General features: G+C 31.4%; 20 protein-coding genes. 17 read left to right on the top strand and 3 right to left on the bottom strand.

Annotated features, from left to right (window positions below):
* Positions 1-2 precede the first annotated feature (2 nt).
* The 17 genes from BXY58_RS16765 (at position 3) to BXY58_RS16685 (ending at position 20,110) form a co-directional block, all read left to right on the top strand.
* Complete coding sequence (locus BXY58_RS16765) at positions 3-1,436, top strand: lipopolysaccharide biosynthesis protein (RefSeq protein WP_120215023.1); 1,434 nt, start codon at positions 3-5, stop codon at positions 1,434-1,436.
* Positions 1,433-2,515 carry a DegT/DnrJ/EryC1/StrS family aminotransferase gene (locus tag BXY58_RS16760; RefSeq protein ID WP_120215022.1) on the top strand — a complete coding sequence of 361 codons (1,083 nt, stop codon included), beginning with the start codon at positions 1,433-1,435 and terminating at the stop codon, positions 2,513-2,515. The genes BXY58_RS16765 and BXY58_RS16760 overlap by 4 nt, the downstream gene beginning before the upstream one ends.
* 4 nt (positions 2,516-2,519) lie before the next feature.
* Positions 2,520-3,794, top strand: coding sequence for an ATP-grasp domain-containing protein (locus tag BXY58_RS16755; protein WP_120215021.1), 1,275 nt, complete (start codon positions 2,520-2,522; stop codon positions 3,792-3,794).
* A 32-nt stretch (positions 3,795-3,826) separates the two neighbouring features.
* Positions 3,827-4,891, top strand: a complete 1,065-nt coding sequence (locus BXY58_RS16750) for a polysaccharide pyruvyl transferase family protein (protein WP_120215020.1) — start codon at positions 3,827-3,829, stop codon at positions 4,889-4,891.
* Positions 4,891-5,778, top strand: a complete 888-nt coding sequence (locus BXY58_RS16745; RefSeq protein ID WP_120215019.1) for a glycosyltransferase family 2 protein — start codon at positions 4,891-4,893, stop codon at positions 5,776-5,778. The genes BXY58_RS16750 and BXY58_RS16745 overlap by 1 nt, the downstream gene beginning before the upstream one ends.
* A 50-nt stretch (positions 5,779-5,828) precedes the next feature.
* Positions 5,829-6,809, top strand: coding sequence for a glycosyltransferase family 2 protein (locus BXY58_RS16740; RefSeq protein WP_120215018.1), 981 nt, complete (start codon positions 5,829-5,831; stop codon positions 6,807-6,809).
* Positions 6,806-7,771 (top strand): glycosyltransferase, encoded by a 966-nt coding sequence (locus tag BXY58_RS16735; protein WP_120215017.1) that lies wholly within the window; start codon positions 6,806-6,808, stop codon positions 7,769-7,771. Before BXY58_RS16740 ends, BXY58_RS16735 begins: the two co-directional genes overlap by 4 nt.
* On the top strand, positions 7,771-8,766 hold the full coding sequence (locus BXY58_RS16730; protein WP_120215016.1) for a glycosyltransferase family 2 protein: 996 nt from the start codon (positions 7,771-7,773) through the stop codon (positions 8,764-8,766). Before BXY58_RS16735 ends, BXY58_RS16730 begins: the two co-directional genes overlap by 1 nt.
* Positions 8,759-10,474, top strand: a complete 1,716-nt coding sequence (locus BXY58_RS16725) for an adenine nucleotide alpha hydrolase family protein (protein WP_120215015.1) — start codon at positions 8,759-8,761, stop codon at positions 10,472-10,474. The genes BXY58_RS16730 and BXY58_RS16725 overlap by 8 nt, the downstream gene beginning before the upstream one ends.
* Positions 10,464-11,507, top strand: coding sequence for a polysaccharide pyruvyl transferase family protein (locus BXY58_RS16720; protein WP_120215014.1), 1,044 nt, complete (start codon positions 10,464-10,466; stop codon positions 11,505-11,507). Before BXY58_RS16725 ends, BXY58_RS16720 begins: the two co-directional genes overlap by 11 nt.
* A gap of 4 nt (positions 11,508-11,511) precedes the next feature.
* Entirely contained in the window at positions 11,512-12,606 is a 1,095-nt protein-coding gene (locus BXY58_RS16715) for a glycosyltransferase (protein WP_120215013.1), read from the top strand.
* Between the two features lie 15 nt (positions 12,607-12,621).
* Complete coding sequence (locus BXY58_RS16710) at positions 12,622-13,701, top strand: EpsG family protein (RefSeq protein WP_170144263.1); 1,080 nt, start codon at positions 12,622-12,624, stop codon at positions 13,699-13,701.
* 18 nt (positions 13,702-13,719) lie between these two features.
* Positions 13,720-14,517 (top strand): glycosyltransferase, encoded by a 798-nt coding sequence (locus BXY58_RS16705; protein WP_120215011.1) that lies wholly within the window; start codon positions 13,720-13,722, stop codon positions 14,515-14,517.
* Positions 14,517-15,641, top strand: a complete 1,125-nt coding sequence (locus tag BXY58_RS16700; RefSeq protein WP_120215010.1) for a glycosyltransferase family 4 protein — start codon at positions 14,517-14,519, stop codon at positions 15,639-15,641. Before BXY58_RS16705 ends, BXY58_RS16700 begins: the two co-directional genes overlap by 1 nt.
* 93 nt (positions 15,642-15,734) lie before the next feature.
* The gene (locus BXY58_RS16695) at positions 15,735-18,386 is read left to right on the top strand and encodes a T9SS type A sorting domain-containing protein (RefSeq protein WP_170144262.1); all 2,652 of its coding nucleotides are present in this window, start codon (positions 15,735-15,737) and stop codon (positions 18,384-18,386) included.
* Positions 18,387-18,574: 188 nt separating this feature from the next.
* Complete coding sequence (locus tag BXY58_RS16690; protein ID WP_229728467.1) at positions 18,575-19,183, top strand: porin family protein; 609 nt, start codon at positions 18,575-18,577, stop codon at positions 19,181-19,183.
* Between the two features lie 63 nt (positions 19,184-19,246).
* Entirely contained in the window at positions 19,247-20,110 is an 864-nt protein-coding gene (locus BXY58_RS16685; protein WP_120215008.1) for a mechanosensitive ion channel family protein, read from the top strand.
* Between the two features lie 61 nt (positions 20,111-20,171).
* Here the strand turns inward: BXY58_RS16685 and sucC are convergent, their stop codons facing one another.
* From sucC to BXY58_RS17015, 3 genes are all read right to left on the bottom strand, one after another.
* On the bottom strand, positions 20,172-21,362 hold the full coding sequence (gene sucC, locus BXY58_RS16680) for an ADP-forming succinate--CoA ligase subunit beta (RefSeq protein ID WP_120215007.1): 1,191 nt from the start codon (positions 21,360-21,362) through the stop codon (positions 20,172-20,174).
* Between the two features lie 227 nt (positions 21,363-21,589).
* Complete coding sequence (locus BXY58_RS16675; RefSeq protein WP_120215006.1) at positions 21,590-21,976, bottom strand: DUF423 domain-containing protein; 387 nt, start codon at positions 21,974-21,976, stop codon at positions 21,590-21,592.
* A 2-nt stretch (positions 21,977-21,978) separates the two neighbouring features.
* Positions 21,979-22,149 (bottom strand): hypothetical protein, encoded by a 171-nt coding sequence (locus tag BXY58_RS17015; RefSeq protein WP_170144261.1) that lies wholly within the window; start codon positions 22,147-22,149, stop codon positions 21,979-21,981.
* Positions 22,150-22,151 lie beyond the last annotated feature (2 nt).

Genomic DNA, 22,151 nt, shown 5'->3' with positions numbered 1-22,151 from the left:
TAATGTCACTTAGAAAGCAAGCTTTGTCTGGGATGGTATGGACTTTTGCAGATCAATTTGGAACACAGCTGATTAGTTTTACAATTAGTATAATTCTAGCAAGATTATTAGTGCCAAAAGACTTCGGAACGATTGCATTGTTTGGTGTTGTAATTGGAATTGCCTCAACTTTGATAGATGGTGGAATGGCAAGTAGTCTTATCAGAACCAAGGATGCTGATGAGATGGATTTATCAACAGTTTTTTGGTTTAATATAGCAGTCTCATTAGTTTTATATGGGACTATATTTTTTATTGCGCCTTTCATTTCTAAATTTTATAAATTATTGATACTAACTCCTATTATTAGGGTTTATTCATTAGTTATCATAATTAATGCTTTTGTAGTAGTACAGAAAACACATTTCATAAAAGAGCTTAATTTTAAGACAGCTTTTAAAATTCAGTTGCCTTCTTTGATTATTGGAGGTATATCTGGGATAGGTTTTGCATATTCTGGGTTTGGAGTCTGGAGTCTTGTATATTCAGCACTTATTCAAACTTTTATTTTTACTACACAACATTGGGTTTATAGTGATTGGAAACCTAAATTTATTTTTGATAAAAAAAAATTTAGGTACCATTTCAAGTATGGCTATAAAATGACACTTTCCGGACTTTTGGATATTACTTTTCGAAATGTTTATACAATAGTTATAGGTAAGTTTTATAGTATTCAGCAATTAGGTTTTTACAGTAGGGCAGACTCTTTGAAACAGTTACCAGTAACTAATTTATCTAATGCACTCAACAAAGTAAGTTTTCCATTATTTGCCAAGATTAGCCACGATAATGTCAGGTTAAAGCAGGTTTATAAAAAACTAATGAAAGTAGTGATTTTTATTATTGCACCAGTACTTGCAATGATGGTAGTTTCTGCTGAACCCTTGATAAGATTTTTATTAACAGATAAATGGCTTCCTATAGTACCTTATTTTCAGATTTTATCATTTGCAGGGCTCTTGTACCCTATTCATGCATATAATCTCAACATTCTTAAGGTTAAAGGAAGATCGGATTTGTTTTTAAGATTAGAGGTGATTAAAAAGCTGGTTTTTGTTTTAACCATATCGGTTTCTTTACGCTTTGGTATTTATGGATTATTATGGGGGCAGTGTGTTACTTCTACTATAGCTTTTTTTATTAATACCCATTACACAGGTAAGTTTTTAAACTATAATAGTGTACAGCAGATTTTGGATTTGTTTCCTACTATTCTATTGGTTGCAATTATTGGTGCCGTTACTTTTGGATTAGATCAATACTTTTTGACTAATTTTTTAGATTGGGTTAGAATAATACTTATAGTTTTTATTTATATAATTTTGTACTTAGCATTAGTTCTGCTATTTAAATTTAAAGAAATTGATTATATCAAAGAATTGATAAAAAAATGATATTAGTTACAAAACCTTTTCTTCCTCCAATCTCAGAATATAAAGAATATCTGGAACAAATCTGGGATAATGAGTGGCTTACCAATATGGGGCCATTGTCCAAGAAGTTAGAACATCAACTTAAAGATTATCTTGAAGTTGAAAATCTTCTATTTGTAACTAATGGAACGGTAGCGTTACAGATGGCAATCAAAGCTTTAGATTTAAAAGGAGAGATCATTACGACGCCTTTTTCCTTTGTAGCAACTATATCATCTATCGTATGGGAAGGATGCACTCCGGTATTTGTAGATATCGATCAACAATCTTTGAATATTGATGCAACTAAAATAGAAGCAGCTATTACTCAGGAAACAACAGCAATTCTTGCAACACATGTTTATGGGAATCCTTGTGATGTGGAAGCAATAGATAAGATAGCAAAAAAGCATAATTTAAAAGTAATTTATGATGCGGCTCATGCTTTTGGTGTAGTAGTGAACGGAAAATCCATATTTGAATATGGAGATATATCTACTTGTTCTCTACATGCTACCAAATTGTATCACAGTGTTGAGGGGGGGATGGTTATTAGCAATGACGAAAATCTATTCAAAAAATTAAATTATATAAGAAATTTTGGAATTTCAGGTTTTGATAGTTTCGCAGAATTAGGATTAAATGGGAAAAACTCAGAATATCATGCAGCAATGGGCTTAGTTAATCTCAATCATATCAAAAGTATTTCTAAAAAAAGACAAGAGATTTGCGAATATTATGATGAATTACTCAAAGATATAGAACTGCAAAAACCTGTTTGGCATGTTTCATCTAAAAATAACTACGCCTATTATCCTGTATTATTTCCATCTGAAGATGTTTTATTAAAAATTGTTCAGATTTTAAATGAAAACCAAATTCAGACAAGACGTTATTTTTATCCAAGTTTAGCATCATCATTACCGTATTTAGAATCGCAATCATTTGCTATAACAGACGGTATCTCAAAAAGAATACTATGTCTTCCTTTGTATTATGATCTTACTTTAGAAGATGTAAAAATGATTTGTAATTTAATAATTAAAGTATATAACCAGTAGTAGAATGGAATTAAATATTCTGGTGTTCCCTTGCGGTTCTGAAATTGCATTAGAAATACACCGATCATTAAAATATTCGAGGCATTTTAAATTATTTGGTGCAAATAGTGTAGAGGATCATGGTCGTTTCATCTTTGAAAATTATATCGATGATGTTCCTTTTTTTAATAATAAGGATTTTGTTTCATCTATTAATAAAATAATTGAGGACTACAAAATAGATGCAATTTACCCAGCAATGGATTCTGTGATAGCTAAGTTATCAGAGATTAAAGATCAAATCAATTGCAAAATCATTGGTTCATCAGATGAGACTAATCAAATTTGTTTGTCAAAGAAGAAAACATATAGCTTTCTAAAAGATGTTGTTAATTGTCCAAAGGTTTACAATAAAAATGATGTGAAAGATCAGGACTTTCCATTGTTTATGAAACCTGACGTTGGTTATGGCTCACGAGGTGTTGCAAAAGTTAATTCCCAAGAAGAAATTGATATACAACTGCTGACACATCCTAACTCAATGATTTTAGAGTATCTGCCAAATGAAGAATTGACAGTAGATTGTTTCACAGATAGGTTTGGGAGCTTACGATTTTATGGGCCACGTTTGAGAAAAAGAATATCGAACGGAATCAGTGTCAATACAACTATCTTTTCAGAAAGAAAAGAAGAAATCAAAAGAATAGTAAATACAATTAATTCTAAAATCAAATTCAGAGGAGCTTGGTTTGTTCAATTAAAGCTGAACAATAATGGTGAACCTACGCTGCTTGAAATAGCTGCAAGATTTGGAGGCTCATCAAGTTTATACAGAAATATAGGAGTTAATTTTGCACTTTTAAGTTTGTTTGATGCTTTTGATTATGATGTAGAATTATTTACTAATGATTACGATATAGAACTTGACAGAGCATTAGATAATAAGTATAAAATAAAAATAGACTACAACAACGTGTATGTTGATTTTGATGATTGTTTGATTATCAGAGATCAGGTTAATACAGAGTTACTATCATTTATATTTAAATGTATTAATGCAGGGAAAAAAGTCTATCTAATAACAAAACATGCACTAAATATTGATGAAAGTTTAGAGAAGTATCGTTTGAGTAAGGTATTCGATAAAGTAATTCATTTGACCAATAACGATTTCAAATATGAATATATAAATCATAAAAATGCAATATTTATAGATGATTCATATAAAGAAAGATTGGAAGTTTATAATCACTTAAAGATTCCTGTATTTGCTCCAGATAATATTGAGGCGCTTCTATAATTACAAAATAATAAAAATATATAAAAATAATAATGAGAGTTTTACATACATATTGTCTTAATTATAATATTGGAGATTATGCATTGGGTATCGGAGTCAAAAATCTACTAAGAAACTATTTGAACATTGACTATATTGGTAATACAAATCTTCAGGGTAGAAACTTTGACGAGTATTATATCAATGAAGTTGTTAATAAAAAGTATGATCTTCTTGTAATCGGAGGCGGAGGAATTATCCATGGTAGCCACTGGCCAAATGGATGGTTTTGGCTTATTAATAAAGAACTGATAAGTCAAATCAAAATTCCTTTCATCGTATATGGTGTAGGTTACAATTATTGGGAAGAAGAAGGAGGCATTCCAGAAAAAGGGAAGGTACACTTGAAAGAAACTTTTGATAAAGCGGCATTTTTTTCTGTTAGAAATGACGGGAGTTATAACAGACTTTTTAACCAGACAGGGATAGATGCATCGGTACTTCCTGATCCAGGATTTCACATTGATCTGAATACTGAGTATGAAAGGCTAGAAGAAAAGAAATATGTAATCATACAGTTGGCAAATGATAAACCAATTAATAGATTTGGATCAGAAGAAAAAGTACAAAAGTTTATAGATGAAATGAGACAAGTAACAAAAGATTTGTCAAATGATTATAAAGTTATCTTTGCTCCACATGTCTTAGATGATGTTTCTATTTCTCAAGAAATAAGCGCTGGTATAGAAAATACAGAAGTTCTTGATTTTGGGACGTTTGCATTTGACCATTCTGATAAAATGATTGGCTACTACAAATATGCAGATTTTGTACTTGCTATGAGAGGTCACGGTCAAATATTACCTATAGGTTTCAATACACCTGTTATTGCATTGGAAAACCATCCGAAGCATAGAGGGCTAATGCAAGAATTAGACTTGCTAGAATATAATGTTAAAATAGATCAGGAAAATTTTCTTTCTGATTTAAATGAAAAAATAAAATTGCTTCAAGATAGTAGAGAGTCACTGATAGAGAAATATATAGGCATTAATAAAGAACTTGATGCTAATTCGCAACAAGCTTTCGAAAAAATAAAAAAAGTAATCTTAAAATAATGACGGTTTCAATTTCTTGTATTACATATAATCATGCACCATATATACGTCAATGTTTGGATGGTTTTTTGATGCAACAATGTAATTTTGATTTTGAGATTTTAATTCATGATGATGCTTCTACAGATGGCACACAGGATATAATCCGAGAATACCAGCAAAAATATCCACTTATTATAAAACCAATTTTACAGACAGAAAATCAATACTCTAAGGGTGTAAGAGGTATTAACTTTAAATTTAATTTTCCAAGAGCAAAAGGACAGCTCATTGCCCTATGCGAGGGAGATGACTATTGGACAGATCCTTTAAAATTGCAAAAGCAAGTAGATTTTTTAAAGGAAAACCCTGATTATACTTTGGTGGCAGGAGGTTTTAAATCAAAGGATGTTACAACTGGCAAAGAAATTATTGATTTAAAAGATGGATCGTTATTTCCGGATAATTCAGAAAAAGGTTTTGATATTACATTAGATAGATTTTTTTCGGAATGGTATACAAAAACTTTAACCTTAGTATTTAGGAAAGATGCAGTTGATTTAAATGTTTTGAAAAAATATGAGTTTGCTAGAGATGTACATCTTAATTATCATTTGCTGAAAAATGGAAGAGGCTATTATATGAAATCCATCTTGGGTGTATATCAAAAACATGAAGGAGGAATATTCAGCCCTCTAGAAAAGAAATCTTTGAAGTTGACACATTATAAAGTTTTTCAGGACTTATATAAATATAATAAAACAAGTGATATGAAAAGCCGTCTTTTTTATAGTATGATAGGCTGCAGTGGCTATGATAACAAAATTATGTTAAATGCCTTCAAATATATCAGCAACATAACTCAGTTTAAAGTTTATGTTTTTTACTTAAAAAAGCAATATCTGTAAAAGAAATTTAACAATCATTTTCAAACTAGAGCTAAATAATAAAAATAGTGATGAATAGTCCATTGTTTTCCATAATTATTCCTACCTATAACCGCGATAATTATATCTCGGAAACATTGGATTCCATCATATCCCAGACTTATTCTGACTGGGAGTGTATTGTTGTGGATGATGGAAGTACTGATAATACGGAGAAAATTGTTAGTCAATATGTAACAGCAGATAGTCGTATTCAGTATCATAAGAGACCGGATAACTATGGCGCAGGAGGTAACGGTGCCAGAAATTATGGATTTACACTTAGTAAAGGAGAATTTATAAATTGGTTTGATAGTGATGATGTGATGTTACCAGATTGTCTTCAAAAGAAAATTGATTTAATAAAAAATACAGACTTTCAGTTTGTAATCACCGGCGGATATTATTGGGATGGTAAAAAAATAAATAATCCACTGGCAATATACCCTACAAATGATTTTTATGCGGATTTACAAACTTGGAAACTCAACCTTACTACAAATTGTGTTCTTTTTCGTAAAAGTTTTTTACAGAATAAAGAATTATTTTCTGAGCAAATGTATAGATCTCAAGAAACAGAATTTTTTTCAAGGATTTTTTTTAAAATATCAGAAAATGTATATATAATTTCTTCAGAACCCACATTTTTATACCGTCAGCATACGAATTCTATCACGCAAAATGCAAATGTTTATAATAAAAAATTTCTGCATTCAAGATTAAAACTACATTTGGATAATTTGAGTAGAAGTGTAGAAATAAAACATAAAAAATTAATTTCCTATCATTACAAAGGTTTGGTGTTACAATTTTTTAAAGCACTCGACAACAAGGATAATGAGAACATAGCGCTTGTAAAGAACAATGGATATAATAAGTTGAAAGAAATAAATGTTTTGGTTGCTTACCTATTTATAATCATCATTAATTTATTGATGAAAGTGAAAATGGTAGACAAATTATTTAGGGGAATGTTATATAGGTTAGATGTATTAATAATCAAAGGTTTATGATTTCTATAATTATTCCAATTTATAATGCATCACAATATCTCCAGAGATGTCTCGACTCTTTGTTGAAGCAAGTATCTGATAATTGTGAAATATTATTAGTGAATGATGGCTCTACAGATGATTCAAAAGAAATTTGTGAAGATTATGCAAAAAAGTTCCCCATTGTAAAACTTTACTCACAAACTAACCAAGGCCCATCTGCAGCAAGGAATTTGGGAATTGAAAAATCTTCCGGGACATTTATAACCTTTGTGGATAGTGATGATTATGTTTCAGACGATTATTTTGTCAGTTTAGAAGAAATGGCTTTATTGGATAATGATTTAGCAATATATGCGTATAGAATACAACCTTCTAAAAGAGACCAAAAATTATTAAAAGAAGGAATCTTTAATAAGAGTGAAATTCTAAAGATATTTCATTCAACTGTTACTAATTCAAAAATGTTATGGTTCCCTTGGAATAAATTATATAAAAAAGAAATTATTGATAAGTACAATATTAGATTTTCTGAAAAAATCAGAATAGGAGAAGATACAATTTTTAATCTTAATTATCTTTTACATTGTAATAATGTTTTTTTTCTACAAAAAGTTTTATATAATTATGTAGAAAATGAAGCTTCTCTTACACAAGATAAATCATACCGTGGTTTCCTTCTAGAGAGTATGGAGAATCATTTTTCTGAAAGGGTTAAAATTCATCAAAGCTCATTAGATATTCAAGGTGAAAAAGGTGATAAAGACATTGCGTCTTATTATATAGAGCATATTCTTTTTTGGCTGATTAGCAATGCAAAACAATCTAAAGACAGGCTTGCGGAATTAAAAAAAATTAGACAATCTATAATTTATAACCATACATTTAAAAATTATTACTACAATTGGAACAATCCTAAAAAATCATTATTAATAAAATTGTTTGAACTGAAGTTGTATTACCTGTTATTAAAATTAATATAATGCCTACTGTATCTGTCATTCTCCCAGCCTATAATGTTGAGAAATATATAGCTAAAAGTATCAGTTCTGTATTATCACAAACCTTTACAGATTTTGAGCTTTTAGTCATTATTGATGGTTCTCCGGATAATTCCAAAACTGTAGCAGAGTCTTTTTCGGATAAGAGAATTTCTATATTTGAAAAAGAAAATGGCGGATTGTCTGATGCGCGTAATTATGGATTAAAAAGAGCAAGAGGTAAGTATGTCTATTTTATGGATAGTGATGATTGGATAGAGCCAGAGCTCTTAGAAGATAATCTGAAAATATTAAACAAAAAACATTTGGATTTTCTAGTTTTTGGATATATACAGGATAATGAAGATGCTAATGGAAAGGTAACGAAATCAATTAATTTTCAACCTAAAGTACAATCCTATTCTAAAAATGAAGAAAATGTTTCTATAGATCAGCTTCATATAGGTTTATTAGGATATGCATGGAACAAAATTTATAAAAAAAAATTCTTGGATCAAAATAGATTTGTGTTCCAAAAGGGGATATCTCTTGTAGAGGATATTTTATTTAATGCACCTATTTATACAATTTCGAAAGAGATACATTTCAATCAAAAAAGTTATTATCATTACGTCAATCGAGACGAGGAAACATTAATGAAAAAGTTTTACCCAGATGCATTTAAGCTGAAGGTTTTGAAAAATATCGAACTAGAGAAATTTTTTAAAAGTTGGAAAGTGAAGGACGAAAAAAATATTCTTAGTGAAATACTTTTCAATGGCATCAGGTTTTGTATCAATAACCTTTACAGCTCAAAACCTTCAATATCACTAGAAAATAGAAAACAATATATTAGAGAAATAGTTTTACATCCACGATATAAATATTTGAAACCATATTATACAGCAAAAAATTTAAAAGCTAAAATCTTTTTCTTTGCGTTGGGACTTAAAAGTGATAGATTATTGAGAATACTAAAGAAGAAAAAATATGAGTAAATTTTTTTTAATTAAATATAAAAATGTTCAACCGAAAGACGTAGAGCAACAATTAGAAAAAGTATTGACAAACATTTCTTCTGATCGTGTAGAAAATGAATATGTAGTCAAAAAATCTAATAGGCTTGATGAGCTTTATATTGGCATGTTGAATCCTAACAAAAATATTGAAGATACTGGTTTTTTTACATATGGAAAAAAACTCACTCAGAAAACAAACCTTTTGCCAGATGGCTCTTATGCTGAGATTACATATGATAGTAATAGTATTGAATTTTATTGTGACAGATTCGAATCAAAAACAATATGGTTTTTCTATGATGATGAAAAATTGATAATATCTAATTCTCAAAGAGCACTTATCAGCCTTAAAAAAACATTTTTTTTAAACGATAAAGCTGTAAGTTGGTTTTTATCGTCAGGTACTTTAGGGTTTCAAAATGCTTGGGATGTAGAAATTAAAAAAGTTCTGAATAAGAAACGTTATGTTTTTAATGTTAATTCGTTTGAATTAAATATTGTAGATGCTGACTATAATACATTAAAAATAAAATATAAAAATCAAAAACAGTTTGATAATGATTTTCTGAATCTTACAAAAAATAACTTTCCCGTATCACATTCTTATAATGATTATATTTTGCCTCTTTCAGGTGGGAATGACAGCAGACTTCTTTTTTATATAAGTAAGGAACTTCAACACTTCAAAAATATAAAATTAATAAATTGGGGTACAGAAAATAAGTTACACTTCGATGATAAAAAGGCTGCATTACAGATATCCGAATTTTACAAATCTGAGATGGTTAATGAATATCTACCCAAAAGAATAAATAATCCAGACTTGTTCTTTGAAACATATATAAAACTTACAGACTGTCGAATTGATCATTTTAATGCTTTCACGGATCATTTTCAAATATTTGAAAATCTCTATAAAAGCCGCTATAGAAATATAGTACGTGGAGATATCCCATTTACAGAAGGTTTGGACCTGAATGCCAATATGGCAAGAGCACATATTGGTATACCACTTTTTTCAGATTACAAGAATGAACAAGAATTTGATTTAGAAAAATGGAAATCTATTCAACAGTCTGATTTGCCAGATATTAATAAAAGCGCTCAAGAGTCTTTAATTGCCTGGCGAGATAGATTGTACATCGATTTTAGAATACCCTTGGTGATTTCAGCTTTCAACGATATGATTGGTTGTTTTGTAGAAAACAGTTCTCCTATGATGACTTACAGCCACTTTTTACTTTACCAGCAGCAAAATGATAATCATAAGGGAAATAAAGAACATATTGTACGCCTAAGTAAAAAAATGGATAAATCAAAAGTCCCCTTTAATGCTGTTCCCTCTATCCCAAGATTGTCAGATTTGTTTGAAAATGAAAGCATACAATACTTAATAAAAGCTCTAGAAAATAATGCTGTTTTTTCTGATAAATTAATTCAGCAAGTAAAGGAATCGCTCCTAAAACCACACCACCAAGAAGGTTTTAATCAGAATAATAAATCATTAATTTTAAAAATTAAAAGTATTTTATCAGAATATTTGCCTATCACATTAAAATCTAAATTAAAATCTAAAATTCCAAAATATTTTAATGGAATAGAATTAGCGTACCGTATAATACTAATCAATGAGTTGTCAAATATCTATTTAAACGATTCTAAATTAATTAATAAAAATGATTTTTAAAAGAATACCATTTAAATATAAATTTAATACCAAACTTTTTATTGAAGGTTTGAAAGGTAATAATGCTTTCAATGGAATTAAGTTAAATCCTAAACAGCGAACAATTTATATTTTCTTAGCAGCTGACTATGGAAATCTTGGGGATGTTGCTATAACATATGCACAGACAGAATTTATAAAAAAGTACAGTGATGCACAAGTGGTAGAGATTCCAATTAGTAAAAGCCTTAAAGGCTTATGGTTTGTAAAAAGAAATATCAAAAAAAATGATATAGTAACTACAGTTGGAGGTGGTAATATGGGAGACATCTATGACCAAATAGAGCACATACGACAAGTAGTTATTAATTTTTTTCCGGATAATAAGATAATTTCCTTTCCACAAACCCTTGATTTTTCCGAATCTAAGAAAGGAGAAAAAGCGCTCAAAAAAGCAAAAAAAATATACAATGGACATAATAATCTTCATCTTTTTGCAAGAGAAGAAACCTCTTATCAAAAAATGAAAAAAAATTTTGAATCAGCTTCAGTTTATAAAACTCCAGACATAGTATTAAGCCTTGATAAAAACTCTTCAACTGTTAGAAGCTCTGCATTAGTTTGCATGAGAAATGATGTTGAAAAAAAAATAACTACTCAGCAAACAGAAATTCTTAGTAATATTATTGCGTCTAAATATAATGATATTACATTCTATGATACTCATATTGGCAAGTCACAATTAACAATTGACGAGAGATTGATGGAGCTTAATAAAATATGGGATGCTTTTAAAAACTCTGAGATTGTTTTTACTGATAGGTTACATGGGATGATATTTTGTCATATTACCAAAACTCCAGCTGTAGTATTTCAGAATAATAATCATAAGGTTAGGGAAACATATGAATGGATTAAAGAGAATAAAAATATTTGTTTGATTTCAGATTTCAATGAAAACGATATTTTACAGTTTATTAATAATTTAGAAAATAATAAAAACAATATTGTTCTAGAAGATAAATATCAACCATTATACAACCTGCTTAAATAATGATATGAAAAGAATTTTGCATATTGTCGGAAAAATGGATAGGGCTGGAGCAGAAACTATGTTGATGAACCTTTATCGTAATATTGATAGAGAGAAAATACAGTTTGATTTTGTTGTGTTTTCAGACCGGAAAGGTGATTATGATGATGAGATATTTTCTTTAGGGGGTAGAATTATTCCAATTTTAGCATCTAATAATATTTTTCGCACTTTAAAATTAATCAGGTTTTTAAAGTCTCATAAAGAATATTCAATTGTTCATAGTCATATGCTCTTGAATTCTATGTTTAGTCTATATGCGGCAAAAATTGCTGGGGTTAAACACAGGATTGCACATTCTCATAATACTGTAAATAGTAAGAAAGGTATCATTGCAGAACTATATAAAAAATTGGCTTTAGCTTCAATAAAAAAAAATTCTACAAAAAAAATTGCTTGTGGAGTTGCCGCCTCGGAATATTTATTTCCAAACCATGAGAATGTTTTATTGCTTTCTAATGGGGTTGAAGCTGAAAAATTAGCAGTCATTAATATTGAGAATCACCATTTGCCATACCAAAAAAAAAGAGATGGAATTGTTTTATTACAGGTTGGTAGACTTAGCGACGTGAAAAATCCATTTTTTACACTGGAGATTGCAAAGGAACTGAAAAAAAGAAAAATCAAGGCGCATATCTATTTTATCGGACAAGGAAATCTGGAGAAAAAGCTTATACAGGAAATAGATAAACATCACTTAAATGATTATATAACACTTTTAGGACTACGTTCAGATATTGGAGAGTTAATGACGGGTGCAGATGTTCTCTTAATGCCGTCTTTACATGAAGGTTTTCCTGTTGTGCTAGTAGAGGCGCAGGCCGTAGGCTTACAGGCAATAATTTCTTCAGGAATTTCAAAAGAAGTAGATTTGGGAGCAGATTTAATAACATTTTTGAATATACAAAAACCTGAGGATTGGGTACTTAAAATTGTAGAAATTACAAAAGAAAATGTCAAAACTTCTAACTATAAACGTATCCAAATCTTAAAGGAAAAAGGATTTGATGTCGTTCAAAATGCTCGACTACTACAAACAATATATCAACAGATGTTTTAAAAGATGTTCGATTGGGTGCCATTAGAATCATATTCTAATTTATATTATTATATTTTATTAGTAGTAATGATTTTTGTAATTGTAAATGCTTTCTCTTTTGATGTGAGAGATCAGAAAAGTATTTCCATAATTAGCATAGTAGGATGGTTTGTAACTATTTTCATAATGTTTTATATGGGTTTTCGTCCTATTAATGGAGTTTTTATTGACATGATGGTCTATGCAAATAGTTTTTACAAATTTCAACGAGGAGCTACCGTTAAAATAGAAAAAGATTATGTATTTAATTATTTTATGAAATGGTGTAGTACATTTATGTCAGCTAAAAATTTTTTCTTCTTTTTAGCAACTTTATATATTGTTCCTTGTATTATATTTTCAAAAAAATATTTTAGACAGTATTGGTTTTTTGCAGTACTAATGTTTCTCTCTTCATTTTCATTTTGGGCATATGGTGTAAATGGTATGAGAAATGGTTTAGCAACTGCTCTTTTTATTTTAGGACTATGCTTTTATCAAAAAAAATATTTAATCTATCCAATTTTTTTATTAGCATATTTTATGCACGCATCTATGATTATACCCACATTTGCGTTTTTTGTTTCAGGATTTTATAAAAATCCCAAGATTTATATTTTTATTTGGATACTAGCAATCCCGATGTCATTATTAGGTGGAGATGTTTGGATGTCATTTTTTTCTAATCTGGGTATTGCTGAAGATCGAGCAACCGGATATTTAGTAGATAATGTCAAAAATATGTCAAAGTTTTCAAGTACTGGATTTAGATGGGATTTTGTACTATACAGCGTAACAGCAATATTTGCAGGATATTATTTTATTTATAAAAAGAAAATTGTTGATGATTTTTATGTCCACTTGTTTGGAATATACTGCATTGCAAATGCGTTTTGGATATTGGTAATTTCTGCTGCTTTTAGTAATAGATTTGCTTACTTATCTTGGTTTTTAATGCCTGTGATATTTGCATATCCAATGTTTCGGTATAAAATATGGAATGATCAGTATAAAGTTTTTGGGATAATACTTTTTATGTATTTTATGTTCACTTTTTTAATGAATGTTAAATTTTAGATATTACAACCTATCTTAATGAAAGCACGTATTACAATATTAATGTCTGTTTATAATTGCGAGTCAACATTAGAAGAAGCGCTGGACTCATTATATAATCAAACTTACAAAAATTTCAAACTTGTTCTTTGTGATGATGCTTCCTCAGATAGGACATATGAAATTGCAAAAAAATATGCAAAAAAATATGATAATATTATATTGATAAAAAATGAAAAAAATTTAAGCTTACCGGCTTCTCTTAATAAATGTCTTCAATATGTGGATACCGAATATGTAGCTCGAATGGATGGAGATGATATTTCTCTTCCCAAGCGATTTGAAAAAGAAATAAATTTTTTAGATAATAATTTAGAATATGCATTAGTAAGTTGTCCAATGATTTATTTTGATGAAACAGGAAATTGGGGCAAAGGTAATGCTATAGAAAAACCTACAAAAAATGATTTCAAAATTGGAACCCCCTTTTGTCATGCACCATCGATGATTCGTACCTCGGTGATGAGGGAAGTTGAAGGTTACACCGTTAACAGATATTTGATTAGAGGACAAGATTATTATTTATGGTATAAAATATATAAAAAAGGTTATGTAGGGTATAATCTGCAACAGACATTATATAAAATGAGAGATGGTAAGGATGCTATGAAAAGGAGGACATTTAAAACAAGATATTATGGTTTTTTGGTGAAAAATCAAATTTTAAAAGATTTAGGAATCAAATATTATTTCGTATATTCTTTTTCTGATCTTTTAAAGGGTTTTATACCTAATTCATTGATGAAAATAATAAGGAGGCACAGAATGATGCAATAATGGAAAAGAAGAAATTTTTTTTGTTAACAACAGTTTCGATATCTCTTGAATTTTTTAGGGGACAAATTATGGAGTTGGGAAACATATTTGATGTAACATTGATTTCCTCATCATCATCTCAATTAAAAAATATAGCTCAAAGAGAAAAAGTAAATTATAAAGATATAAATATAGAAAGGAGTATTTCCTTGATGAATGACATTATTAGCCTGATTAAATTATTTTTATTCTTTATATCAAAAAAACCATATATTATCCATTGTAATACACCAAAAGCATCTTTGCTAGGTTTAATAGCTGGTAAACTAGCATTCGTTCCTAGAAGAGTATATTATATCCATGGTTTACGTTATGAGGGGGAATACGGTACAAAAAGAAGATTATTAATTTTTCTGGAAAAAATTGCATGTGCCTGTGCTACCGATATAATTGCAGTTAGTAAGGGGGTGAAAAAAATTGTTGAAAAAGATCTGACTAAAAAGAAGGTTGTTGTAATCCATAATGGTAGTTCCAACGGTTTAATAGTAAATGAGTTTGACTCAACAAAATATAATGTTTCAGAAATTAGAAAAGAGTTAAATATTTCATCAGATGATTTCATTTATGGCTTTGTGGGTCGAATTGTAAAAGATAAAGGAATTAATGAGCTAATTCATGCTTTTGAAAATCAAAAGATTAAAGGATCGAAACTACTTTTGGTAGGATTTCGGGAAGAGGAACTTGATCCAGTGGACGTCGAAACAAAAAAAATAATTGAAAATAACCCCAATATTATTGAAGTAGGATTTCAAGAAGATGTTAAAAAGTATCTTTCCATTATGGATATATTTGTTTCTCCTTCTTACAGAGAAGGGTTCGGGTTATCCTTAATAGAGGCCAATCTTATGGGAATTCCAGTTATTGGAACAAAGATTACTGGCTATTCTGAAATTATACAAGAAGGAGTTAACGGATTTTTAATACCGGTAAAAGATCAAGAAGCACTTGAAAAAAAAATGGTCTGGGCAAAAGAGAACAATAACGAAATAAAAAAAATGAATGACTATTGTAAAAGCTTAATAGTTGAAAATTATAATCATATAGATGTAGTTACTTCTGCATTAGCATATTACAATAAATTATAGTTTTTTTTATAAAAAATTTTAACTTTGCAATAAAAAGAGATGATAAATATATATTTTTTACGGAAATATGTGCTGTTTTTAAGTGTTATATTTATGACATTTGCAAGTGCACAAATTAATGATGGTTTTACAACAGGCTGGACAAGACGTTTTGATTTTGGAGATTATAATCAAACAACTTCAGCTGGTGTTTGGACTATAACAAATTCTCGGATTTCCCCGACTACAGCAGTAGGGGTGTCTAAAGGATTTATAGAATTAGCAAAAGTTAATTCATCTGATTTAACCAACAAAAGTGGGGGTACACTCGTTATTCCGACAATTACAAAAGGTGGCGCTAAATCTATCGAACTTTCTATTATGCGTAGAACAACAACATTAACCGGTTATTTTGGCAGAATAAATGTACAAAAAAGTGTTAATGGTGGAGATTGGCAAACTTTACAGACTTTATCTATTGACACAGATGTAAGCACAAATTTTGTAGTCCCCGTTAATGACTATAGTGATAACTTAAGTTTTAGAATAGTATCAACCAGTAGTGCTAATACAACACTTGTTGATATTGTAAAAGTCAACCATTCTTTTATCTTAGGATCCGACAATTCAACAGTTTGTAAAGACAGTCCTGTAGTTTTATCTGCACAAAGTTCTGTACCATTTAATTATACTTGGGCCAGTACAACAGGGGGCAATCTTGTACAAACTACGGGAGCAACAGTAACTGCTAATCCAAGCCAGGCCGCAACTTATACAGCGACAGGAACTTATACGACTGCATTTGGAACAGTAACTGAGACCAAAACTATAAGTGTAGGCATGAAAACAGGTCCTACTGCAACGCTTACTGGTGGTGGAACAATTGATACAGAGCCTGGTTCTGTTAATTTACAAGTGGCGCTTACAGGCACTGCACCTTGGAGCATAACTTATATGTCAAATGGAGCCAATCCTCAGACAGTGACTGGGGTCACAAATTCGCCTTACATCTTAACCGTTTCTCCTGAAGTCAATACAAATTATACCTTGACATCTGTTACTGACACAGTGTGTAACAGTGGTACTACTGTCGGAATTGCTTCTGTACTGGTTAATAAAACTGTTTGGAGAGAAAACAGTGGTGTGACGGGATGGTCTAATGGAATACCAAATGCAAGCGTTAATACATATATATATGAGCCTTATGTAACGGCGACTAACGGTTCTTTTGTCGCTAAAAATTTAACAGTTGATAATAATGGTTTACTAACGGTAAGTCCAAATACTGTAGTTACTGCAGATCAGTTTGTAAATAATATAAGTGGCGATAGATTTGTAGTAGAAAGCGATGCTAATATTATGCAAAGTTCCGAGCTTACAAACAGTGGTAATATCACAGTAAGAAGAGTGGCTAATATGGCAAAAATGCATTTTACATATTGGAGTTCGCCAGTATCTAACCAGAATTTATATGCATTTTCAGATGGTGGCCTGGTAGGAGGTACGCCGAAAAATAGATTCTTTGTTTATAATGAATCAAATGACTTTTTCGTAACTACTGGTCTTAACGATGCTTACAGCTTTAGAATTGGTCAGGGTTATGCCATTAGAGGGAAAGACAGTTACAATACAGACTTTAATAGTCCGGCTCCTTATACTTTTGCATTTACTGGTATTCCTAATAATGGAAATTTAGCTTATCAGAATTTAAAATGGACGAATGCAGATCATGGGTTTAATTTAGTAGGTAATCCTTATCCATCTAACTTGGACTTCGATGCTTTATATGATGCCAATAGCTCATTGATTTATGGGACGGCATTTTTCTGGACAAACCAGCAGTATATCCCGGATCAACAAGGCTCTGATTATGCTGGATCAAACTATGCGATTTACAACAGAAGTGGAGGAGTCCCTTCTACATATCAGGATGGAGTGTCTTCACCAGTACCGACGCAATACATCAAAGTCGGTCAAGGATTCTTAGTACAAAGTATGGCTGGTTCTAATAATCAACCATTGCAGTTCACCAATGAGATGAGAAGCTACAGTCCGTCAAGCATTTTCTTTAACAAAGGGGAAAATCAAAAACCTTCCAAAGACAGATTCTGGCTGAATCTAAAATCACCGTCAAATATCAACAATACTATCTTGTTATCTTACCTTCCGGGGGCAACAGATGGCTATGAAAGATTGTATGATGCGGATCTTTTGGTTGTTGGTTCAGATGCTTTTTATTCAATCAATGGTTCTTCTAAATTAGCAATCCAGGGTAGAAGATATCCTTTACAGCAAAATGATGTTGTTACTCTTGGAACTAAATATTACGAAACAGGAGATTATACTATTACGTTAGGCGAAAAAGAAGGTGTATTCAATGGTGAGCAAACCGTTTATTTGAAAGATAAAAAACTGAATCAAATTATTAATTTAACCGAGGAAGGTTCTTACAGATTTGCGGCAAGCAAAGGTCTGGATGAGACAAGATTCGAAATCATTTATCAGGATCTGTCTTCTTTTGGTGTGGCTAACAGAACTCTTGGTAGCGTTAATGTGATCAAAGACGAAGCGGAATTAATTGTTATCGATACAAAAGATAATATTACTGCTGTAGATGTTTTTGACGCATCTGGTAAATTGATTACCTCGCTTTCTGGTCAAAAATCCAAAGAAGTTAAGCTAAGCACGGTTGGATTTGTAAAAGGAGTTTATATCCTGAAGATTACTTCTGAAAAAGGGATAACAACTAAAAAAGTTATTTTATAACAAATAATAAATTATAAATATTAAGCCAGTCTGAAAAGATTGGCTTTTTTATTTTTGATTACAAAAGTCTTTTATTTTTTAATATTTTATTTCAAATCATTTTTCATAAATGATATGTTTAGATTATTCCCAAAGCTTATTTGCTTTAATGGCATAACGTTTGTAAAATGTAAAAAAGATAATTATTAATGAAAAAATTTAAACATATGAAAAAATTATTTTTTGGAGCAGTCATTTTAGCAGCAGGATTATTTTCAACAGCTAATGCTCAGATACAGGAAGGTAATTGGTTGGTTGGTAGTAGTATTTTAACTAGTAATTTTGGATTAAATACTGGGGGAGGTTATCAAATTGGTCTAGAGCCAAAAGCAGCATATTTTATTAAAGATAATGTAGCATTGGGGGGAATGGTAAATTTGAATTTTTTGAAAACTGGCAAAGGCGAAGCTACTCAGTTTAAGTATGGTGTGGGTGCTTTAGGACGTTATTATATTTCTCCGGGAGAAGCGGGAGTTGATAATCTTTTGAATCACGGTCGTTGGTTTTTTGAAGGTAATGTTGGTATTGGAGGTACCTCAACTGAAGGAGGGAATTCTACAACTGGTTTAGATTTTGGTGTTGGACCTGGTTATTCTTATTTTATCACACCTAATATTGGTATTGAAGGTTTAGTAAAGTATAATGCGCAAGCTGGTTTTGGAAGTACACCTTATAATTCGCAGTTAACTTTCAATGTAGGCTTTAGTATCTATTTACCAACAAGACAAGCAAAGAGAATTGCTGACGAAGCTAAATAATTTCTATATTTGATAGACAAAATATAACCGGCCTTGGTCGGTTTTTTTATTAAAATAATTGCTATGGAATATTTACAGACGGTTTATGCAGTATTGCAAAGGTGGTATATCAGTTTTGCAGAATTGACGCCCCGATTAATTGTAGGAATTTTAGTATTCCTGTTTTTCTTGATGACCAGCAAATATCTCAGTAGATGGTCAGTTAAGCTGTTTCACAAGCTTTTTCCTAAAACCAAAAATGATTCTGTTATTACATTGATTGCTGTATTTCGGTTTCTGATTATTTTGATGGGAACTTTTATTTCGTTGGAAATAATGGGATTCAGCGGATTTTTTATGAAGTTTCTGGGAAGTTTGGGTGTAGCCGGGGTTATTGCCGGGGTAGCGCTGAAGGATTTGGTTTCGAGTATATTTTCCGGGATGTTGGTAGGAATCGATAAAGCATTCAAAATTGGAGATTACGTAACAATTGGAGGTAATTCCGGAACAGTTCAGGATATTGGTTTGCTAACGACTAAATTGATTACGGATGACGGTAAAAAGGTCTACATTCCCAATCAGGTGATTTTTAATTCGCCATTTTTTAATATCACAGCATCTCCACAGCGCAAAATATATTTAGACTTCGAAATTCCTATTGGCGAAGATATCAATAAAGCCAGGATAGCCATTTTGGAGGAAATAAAAAATCTGGAGCACGTTGACAGAAAAGATGCCGTGACGGTTGTGTTTACATCAGCCACGCAAGGGGTGTTTAAAATTCAGGTTAATTTCTGGCTAGAGGTTGGCGCTGATATGGCATCCGTTAAAAGTGCTGCGATTATGAGGATCAATGACAGGCTCAACAAAGAAGATATAAAAATGGTAACACCTACAAGCATTAATATCACAAATGTAGAACAGTCACCAGAAAATAAAGAATTATAGAGAAATAATAAGCCGATTCAAACGAATCGGCTTATTGTTTATATTAAAAGTTTTTATAGACTTAAGCTAAAACTTCTTTTACTTTGTTTGCCGCTTCTTCCAAAGTGATTGCAGAATGAACCGGAAGTCCGGATTCGTCAATTAATTGTTTTGCTTCTACAGCGTTAGTTCCTTGTAATCTTACGATCAACGGAACAGGCAGGCTTCCCATCGCTTTGTAAGCATCCACAACACCTTGAGCAACTCTGTCACATCTTACGATACCTCCGAAGATGTTGATCAAAATAGCTTTTACATTAGGATCTCTCAGGATAATTCCGAAAGCAGTCTGTACTCTTTGTGCATCAGCCGTTCCACCAACGTCCAGGAAGTTTGCAGGGTTACCACCAGACAATTTGATGATATCCATAGTCGCCATTGCAAGACCGGCACCGTTTACCATACAAGCAACGTTTCCGTCCAATTTCACAAAGTTAAGACCAGCTTCACCAGCTTCAACATCCAATGGATCTTCTTCTCTTGTGTCTCTCAGCTCAGCAAGATCTTTGTGACGGAACAATGAGTTATCATCCAAAGTTACTTTTGCATCTACAGCGATGATTTTGTCATCAGAAGTTTTCAAAACCGGGTTGATCTCGAAAAGAGAAGCATCAATACCGATATAAGCGTTGTATAATGATGTGATGAATTTCGTAAATTCTTTGAAAGCATTACCGGAAAGACCTAGGTTGAAAGCAATTTTTCTAGCCTGAAAACCTTGAAGCCCGTAAGCAGCATCAATCACTTCTTTGTGGATTAGGTGAGGTGTAACTTCAGCAACGTGCTCAATGTCCATTCCTCCTTCAGTGGAGTAGACCACCGTATTTTTTCCAAGCGCTCTGTCTAGCAGGATAGAAACATAAAATTCTTTTGTTTCAGATTCACCTGGGTAATATACATCTTCAGCTACCAAAACAGAGTTTACCTTTTTGCCTTCAGCAGAAGTTTGAGGCGTAATAAGCTGCATCCCGATAATGTTGCCGGCATTTTCTTTAAGTTTGTCCATATTCGGAGAGAACTTAACGCCACCACCTTTACCACGACCACCTGCATGGATCTGAGCTTTTACAACCCAACCTTGTGCACCGGTTTCAGCCGTTAATTTTTCAGCAGCAGCAACTGCCTCATCTACGTTGTTTGCAACAAAACCACGTTGGATGTTAACCCCGTATTTTGCTAAAATCTCTTTTGATTGATACTCGTGAAGATTCATAATATATTATTGATTAATTTTTAAATTTTATAAGACGCACAAATTTAAGAAAAAGTGACGAATTACTTGATATAAATGTCTGATTGAAATCAGTTTTCAAAATAATTCGGGTGTATCCCTCTCCAGCACTTTTTCCAGCTGCTCGGGTCGCTACGGCCGCTGCAATTCCTCATTCCGAGGCTTTGTCCAAAGCTTATTCCGGGATTTTCGCTATCATCGCTCATACATTAGAATTTCGTCTTAGCAAAATACCAAATCAGCATTCCCCAAGAGATAATCATCAACAAGCCTCCAAGTGGCGTAATTGGACCAAGGAATTTCAGATTAACGCCCCAATAATCCTGAAAACTCAAGAAATAAATACTTACCGAAAACAAGAAGGTGCCAGCAATCATCAAAATCGAAATCCACTTTTCAGATGAGGTTTCAAATTTCAGAATATAACCTACAATCAACAAAAAGAAAGCCGCATAGATTTGATATCTCACCCCGGTTTCAAAGCTTTCCAATCTTTCTACGGATAATATTTTTTTGAAGGCGTGTGCGCCAAATGCACCAAGAATTACGGACAATAAACCGTAGATTCCGCCTATGATTAAAGTAAAGTTTTTCATTTTTATAATTCCCCTTTTTGATTTAAAATAATAATTCTTCCAAACAGCGTAATGATTCCTAAGATAATAAAAAGCCAAGCAAATCTTTTGGAACTAGCAAAGCCCGGATTTTTTGTCAGTTTAAGAAATATTCCAAAAACAAGCATAAAAGCTGAAAGTGCGATTCCAAACATAA

This window comes from Epilithonimonas arachidiradicis, from assembly GCF_003610695.1.
In the GTDB taxonomy this organism is placed as follows: domain Bacteria; phylum Bacteroidota; class Bacteroidia; order Flavobacteriales; family Weeksellaceae; genus Epilithonimonas; species Epilithonimonas arachidiradicis.
This window is presented reverse-complemented; position numbering and strand designations above follow the sequence as displayed.

Coding starts and splice junctions, on each gene's coding strand:
- BXY58_RS16760 (WP_120215022.1), top strand. CDS start 1,433: ATGATATTAGTTACAAAACCTTTTCTTCCTCCAATCTCAGAATATAAA.
- BXY58_RS16705 (WP_120215011.1), top strand. CDS start 13,720: ATGAAAGCACGTATTACAATATTAATGTCTGTTTATAATTGCGAGTCA.
- BXY58_RS16765 (WP_120215023.1), top strand. CDS start 3: ATGTCACTTAGAAAGCAAGCTTTGTCTGGGATGGTATGGACTTTTGCA.
- BXY58_RS16725 (WP_120215015.1), top strand. CDS start 8,759: ATGAGTAAATTTTTTTTAATTAAATATAAAAATGTTCAACCGAAAGAC.
- BXY58_RS16755 (WP_120215021.1), top strand. CDS start 2,520: ATGGAATTAAATATTCTGGTGTTCCCTTGCGGTTCTGAAATTGCATTA.
- BXY58_RS16690 (WP_229728467.1), top strand. CDS start 18,575: ATGAAAAAATTTAAACATATGAAAAAATTATTTTTTGGAGCAGTCATT.
- BXY58_RS16730 (WP_120215016.1), top strand. CDS start 7,771: ATGCCTACTGTATCTGTCATTCTCCCAGCCTATAATGTTGAGAAATAT.
- BXY58_RS16715 (WP_120215013.1), top strand. CDS start 11,512: ATGAAAAGAATTTTGCATATTGTCGGAAAAATGGATAGGGCTGGAGCA.
- BXY58_RS16695 (WP_170144262.1), top strand. CDS start 15,735: ATGACATTTGCAAGTGCACAAATTAATGATGGTTTTACAACAGGCTGG.
- BXY58_RS16740 (WP_120215018.1), top strand. CDS start 5,829: ATGAATAGTCCATTGTTTTCCATAATTATTCCTACCTATAACCGCGAT.
- BXY58_RS16750 (WP_120215020.1), top strand. CDS start 3,827: ATGAGAGTTTTACATACATATTGTCTTAATTATAATATTGGAGATTAT.
- BXY58_RS17015 (WP_170144261.1), bottom strand. CDS start 22,149: ATGTTTGGAATCGCACTTTCAGCTTTTATGCTTGTTTTTGGAATATTT.
- BXY58_RS16700 (WP_120215010.1), top strand. CDS start 14,517: ATGGAAAAGAAGAAATTTTTTTTGTTAACAACAGTTTCGATATCTCTT.
- BXY58_RS16720 (WP_120215014.1), top strand. CDS start 10,464: ATGATTTTTAAAAGAATACCATTTAAATATAAATTTAATACCAAACTT.
- BXY58_RS16735 (WP_120215017.1), top strand. CDS start 6,806: ATGATTTCTATAATTATTCCAATTTATAATGCATCACAATATCTCCAG.
- BXY58_RS16675 (WP_120215006.1), bottom strand. CDS start 21,976: ATGAAAAACTTTACTTTAATCATAGGCGGAATCTACGGTTTATTGTCC.
- BXY58_RS16745 (WP_120215019.1), top strand. CDS start 4,891: ATGACGGTTTCAATTTCTTGTATTACATATAATCATGCACCATATATA.
- sucC (WP_120215007.1), bottom strand. CDS start 21,362: ATGAATCTTCACGAGTATCAATCAAAAGAGATTTTAGCAAAATACGGG.
- BXY58_RS16685 (WP_120215008.1), top strand. CDS start 19,247: ATGGAATATTTACAGACGGTTTATGCAGTATTGCAAAGGTGGTATATC.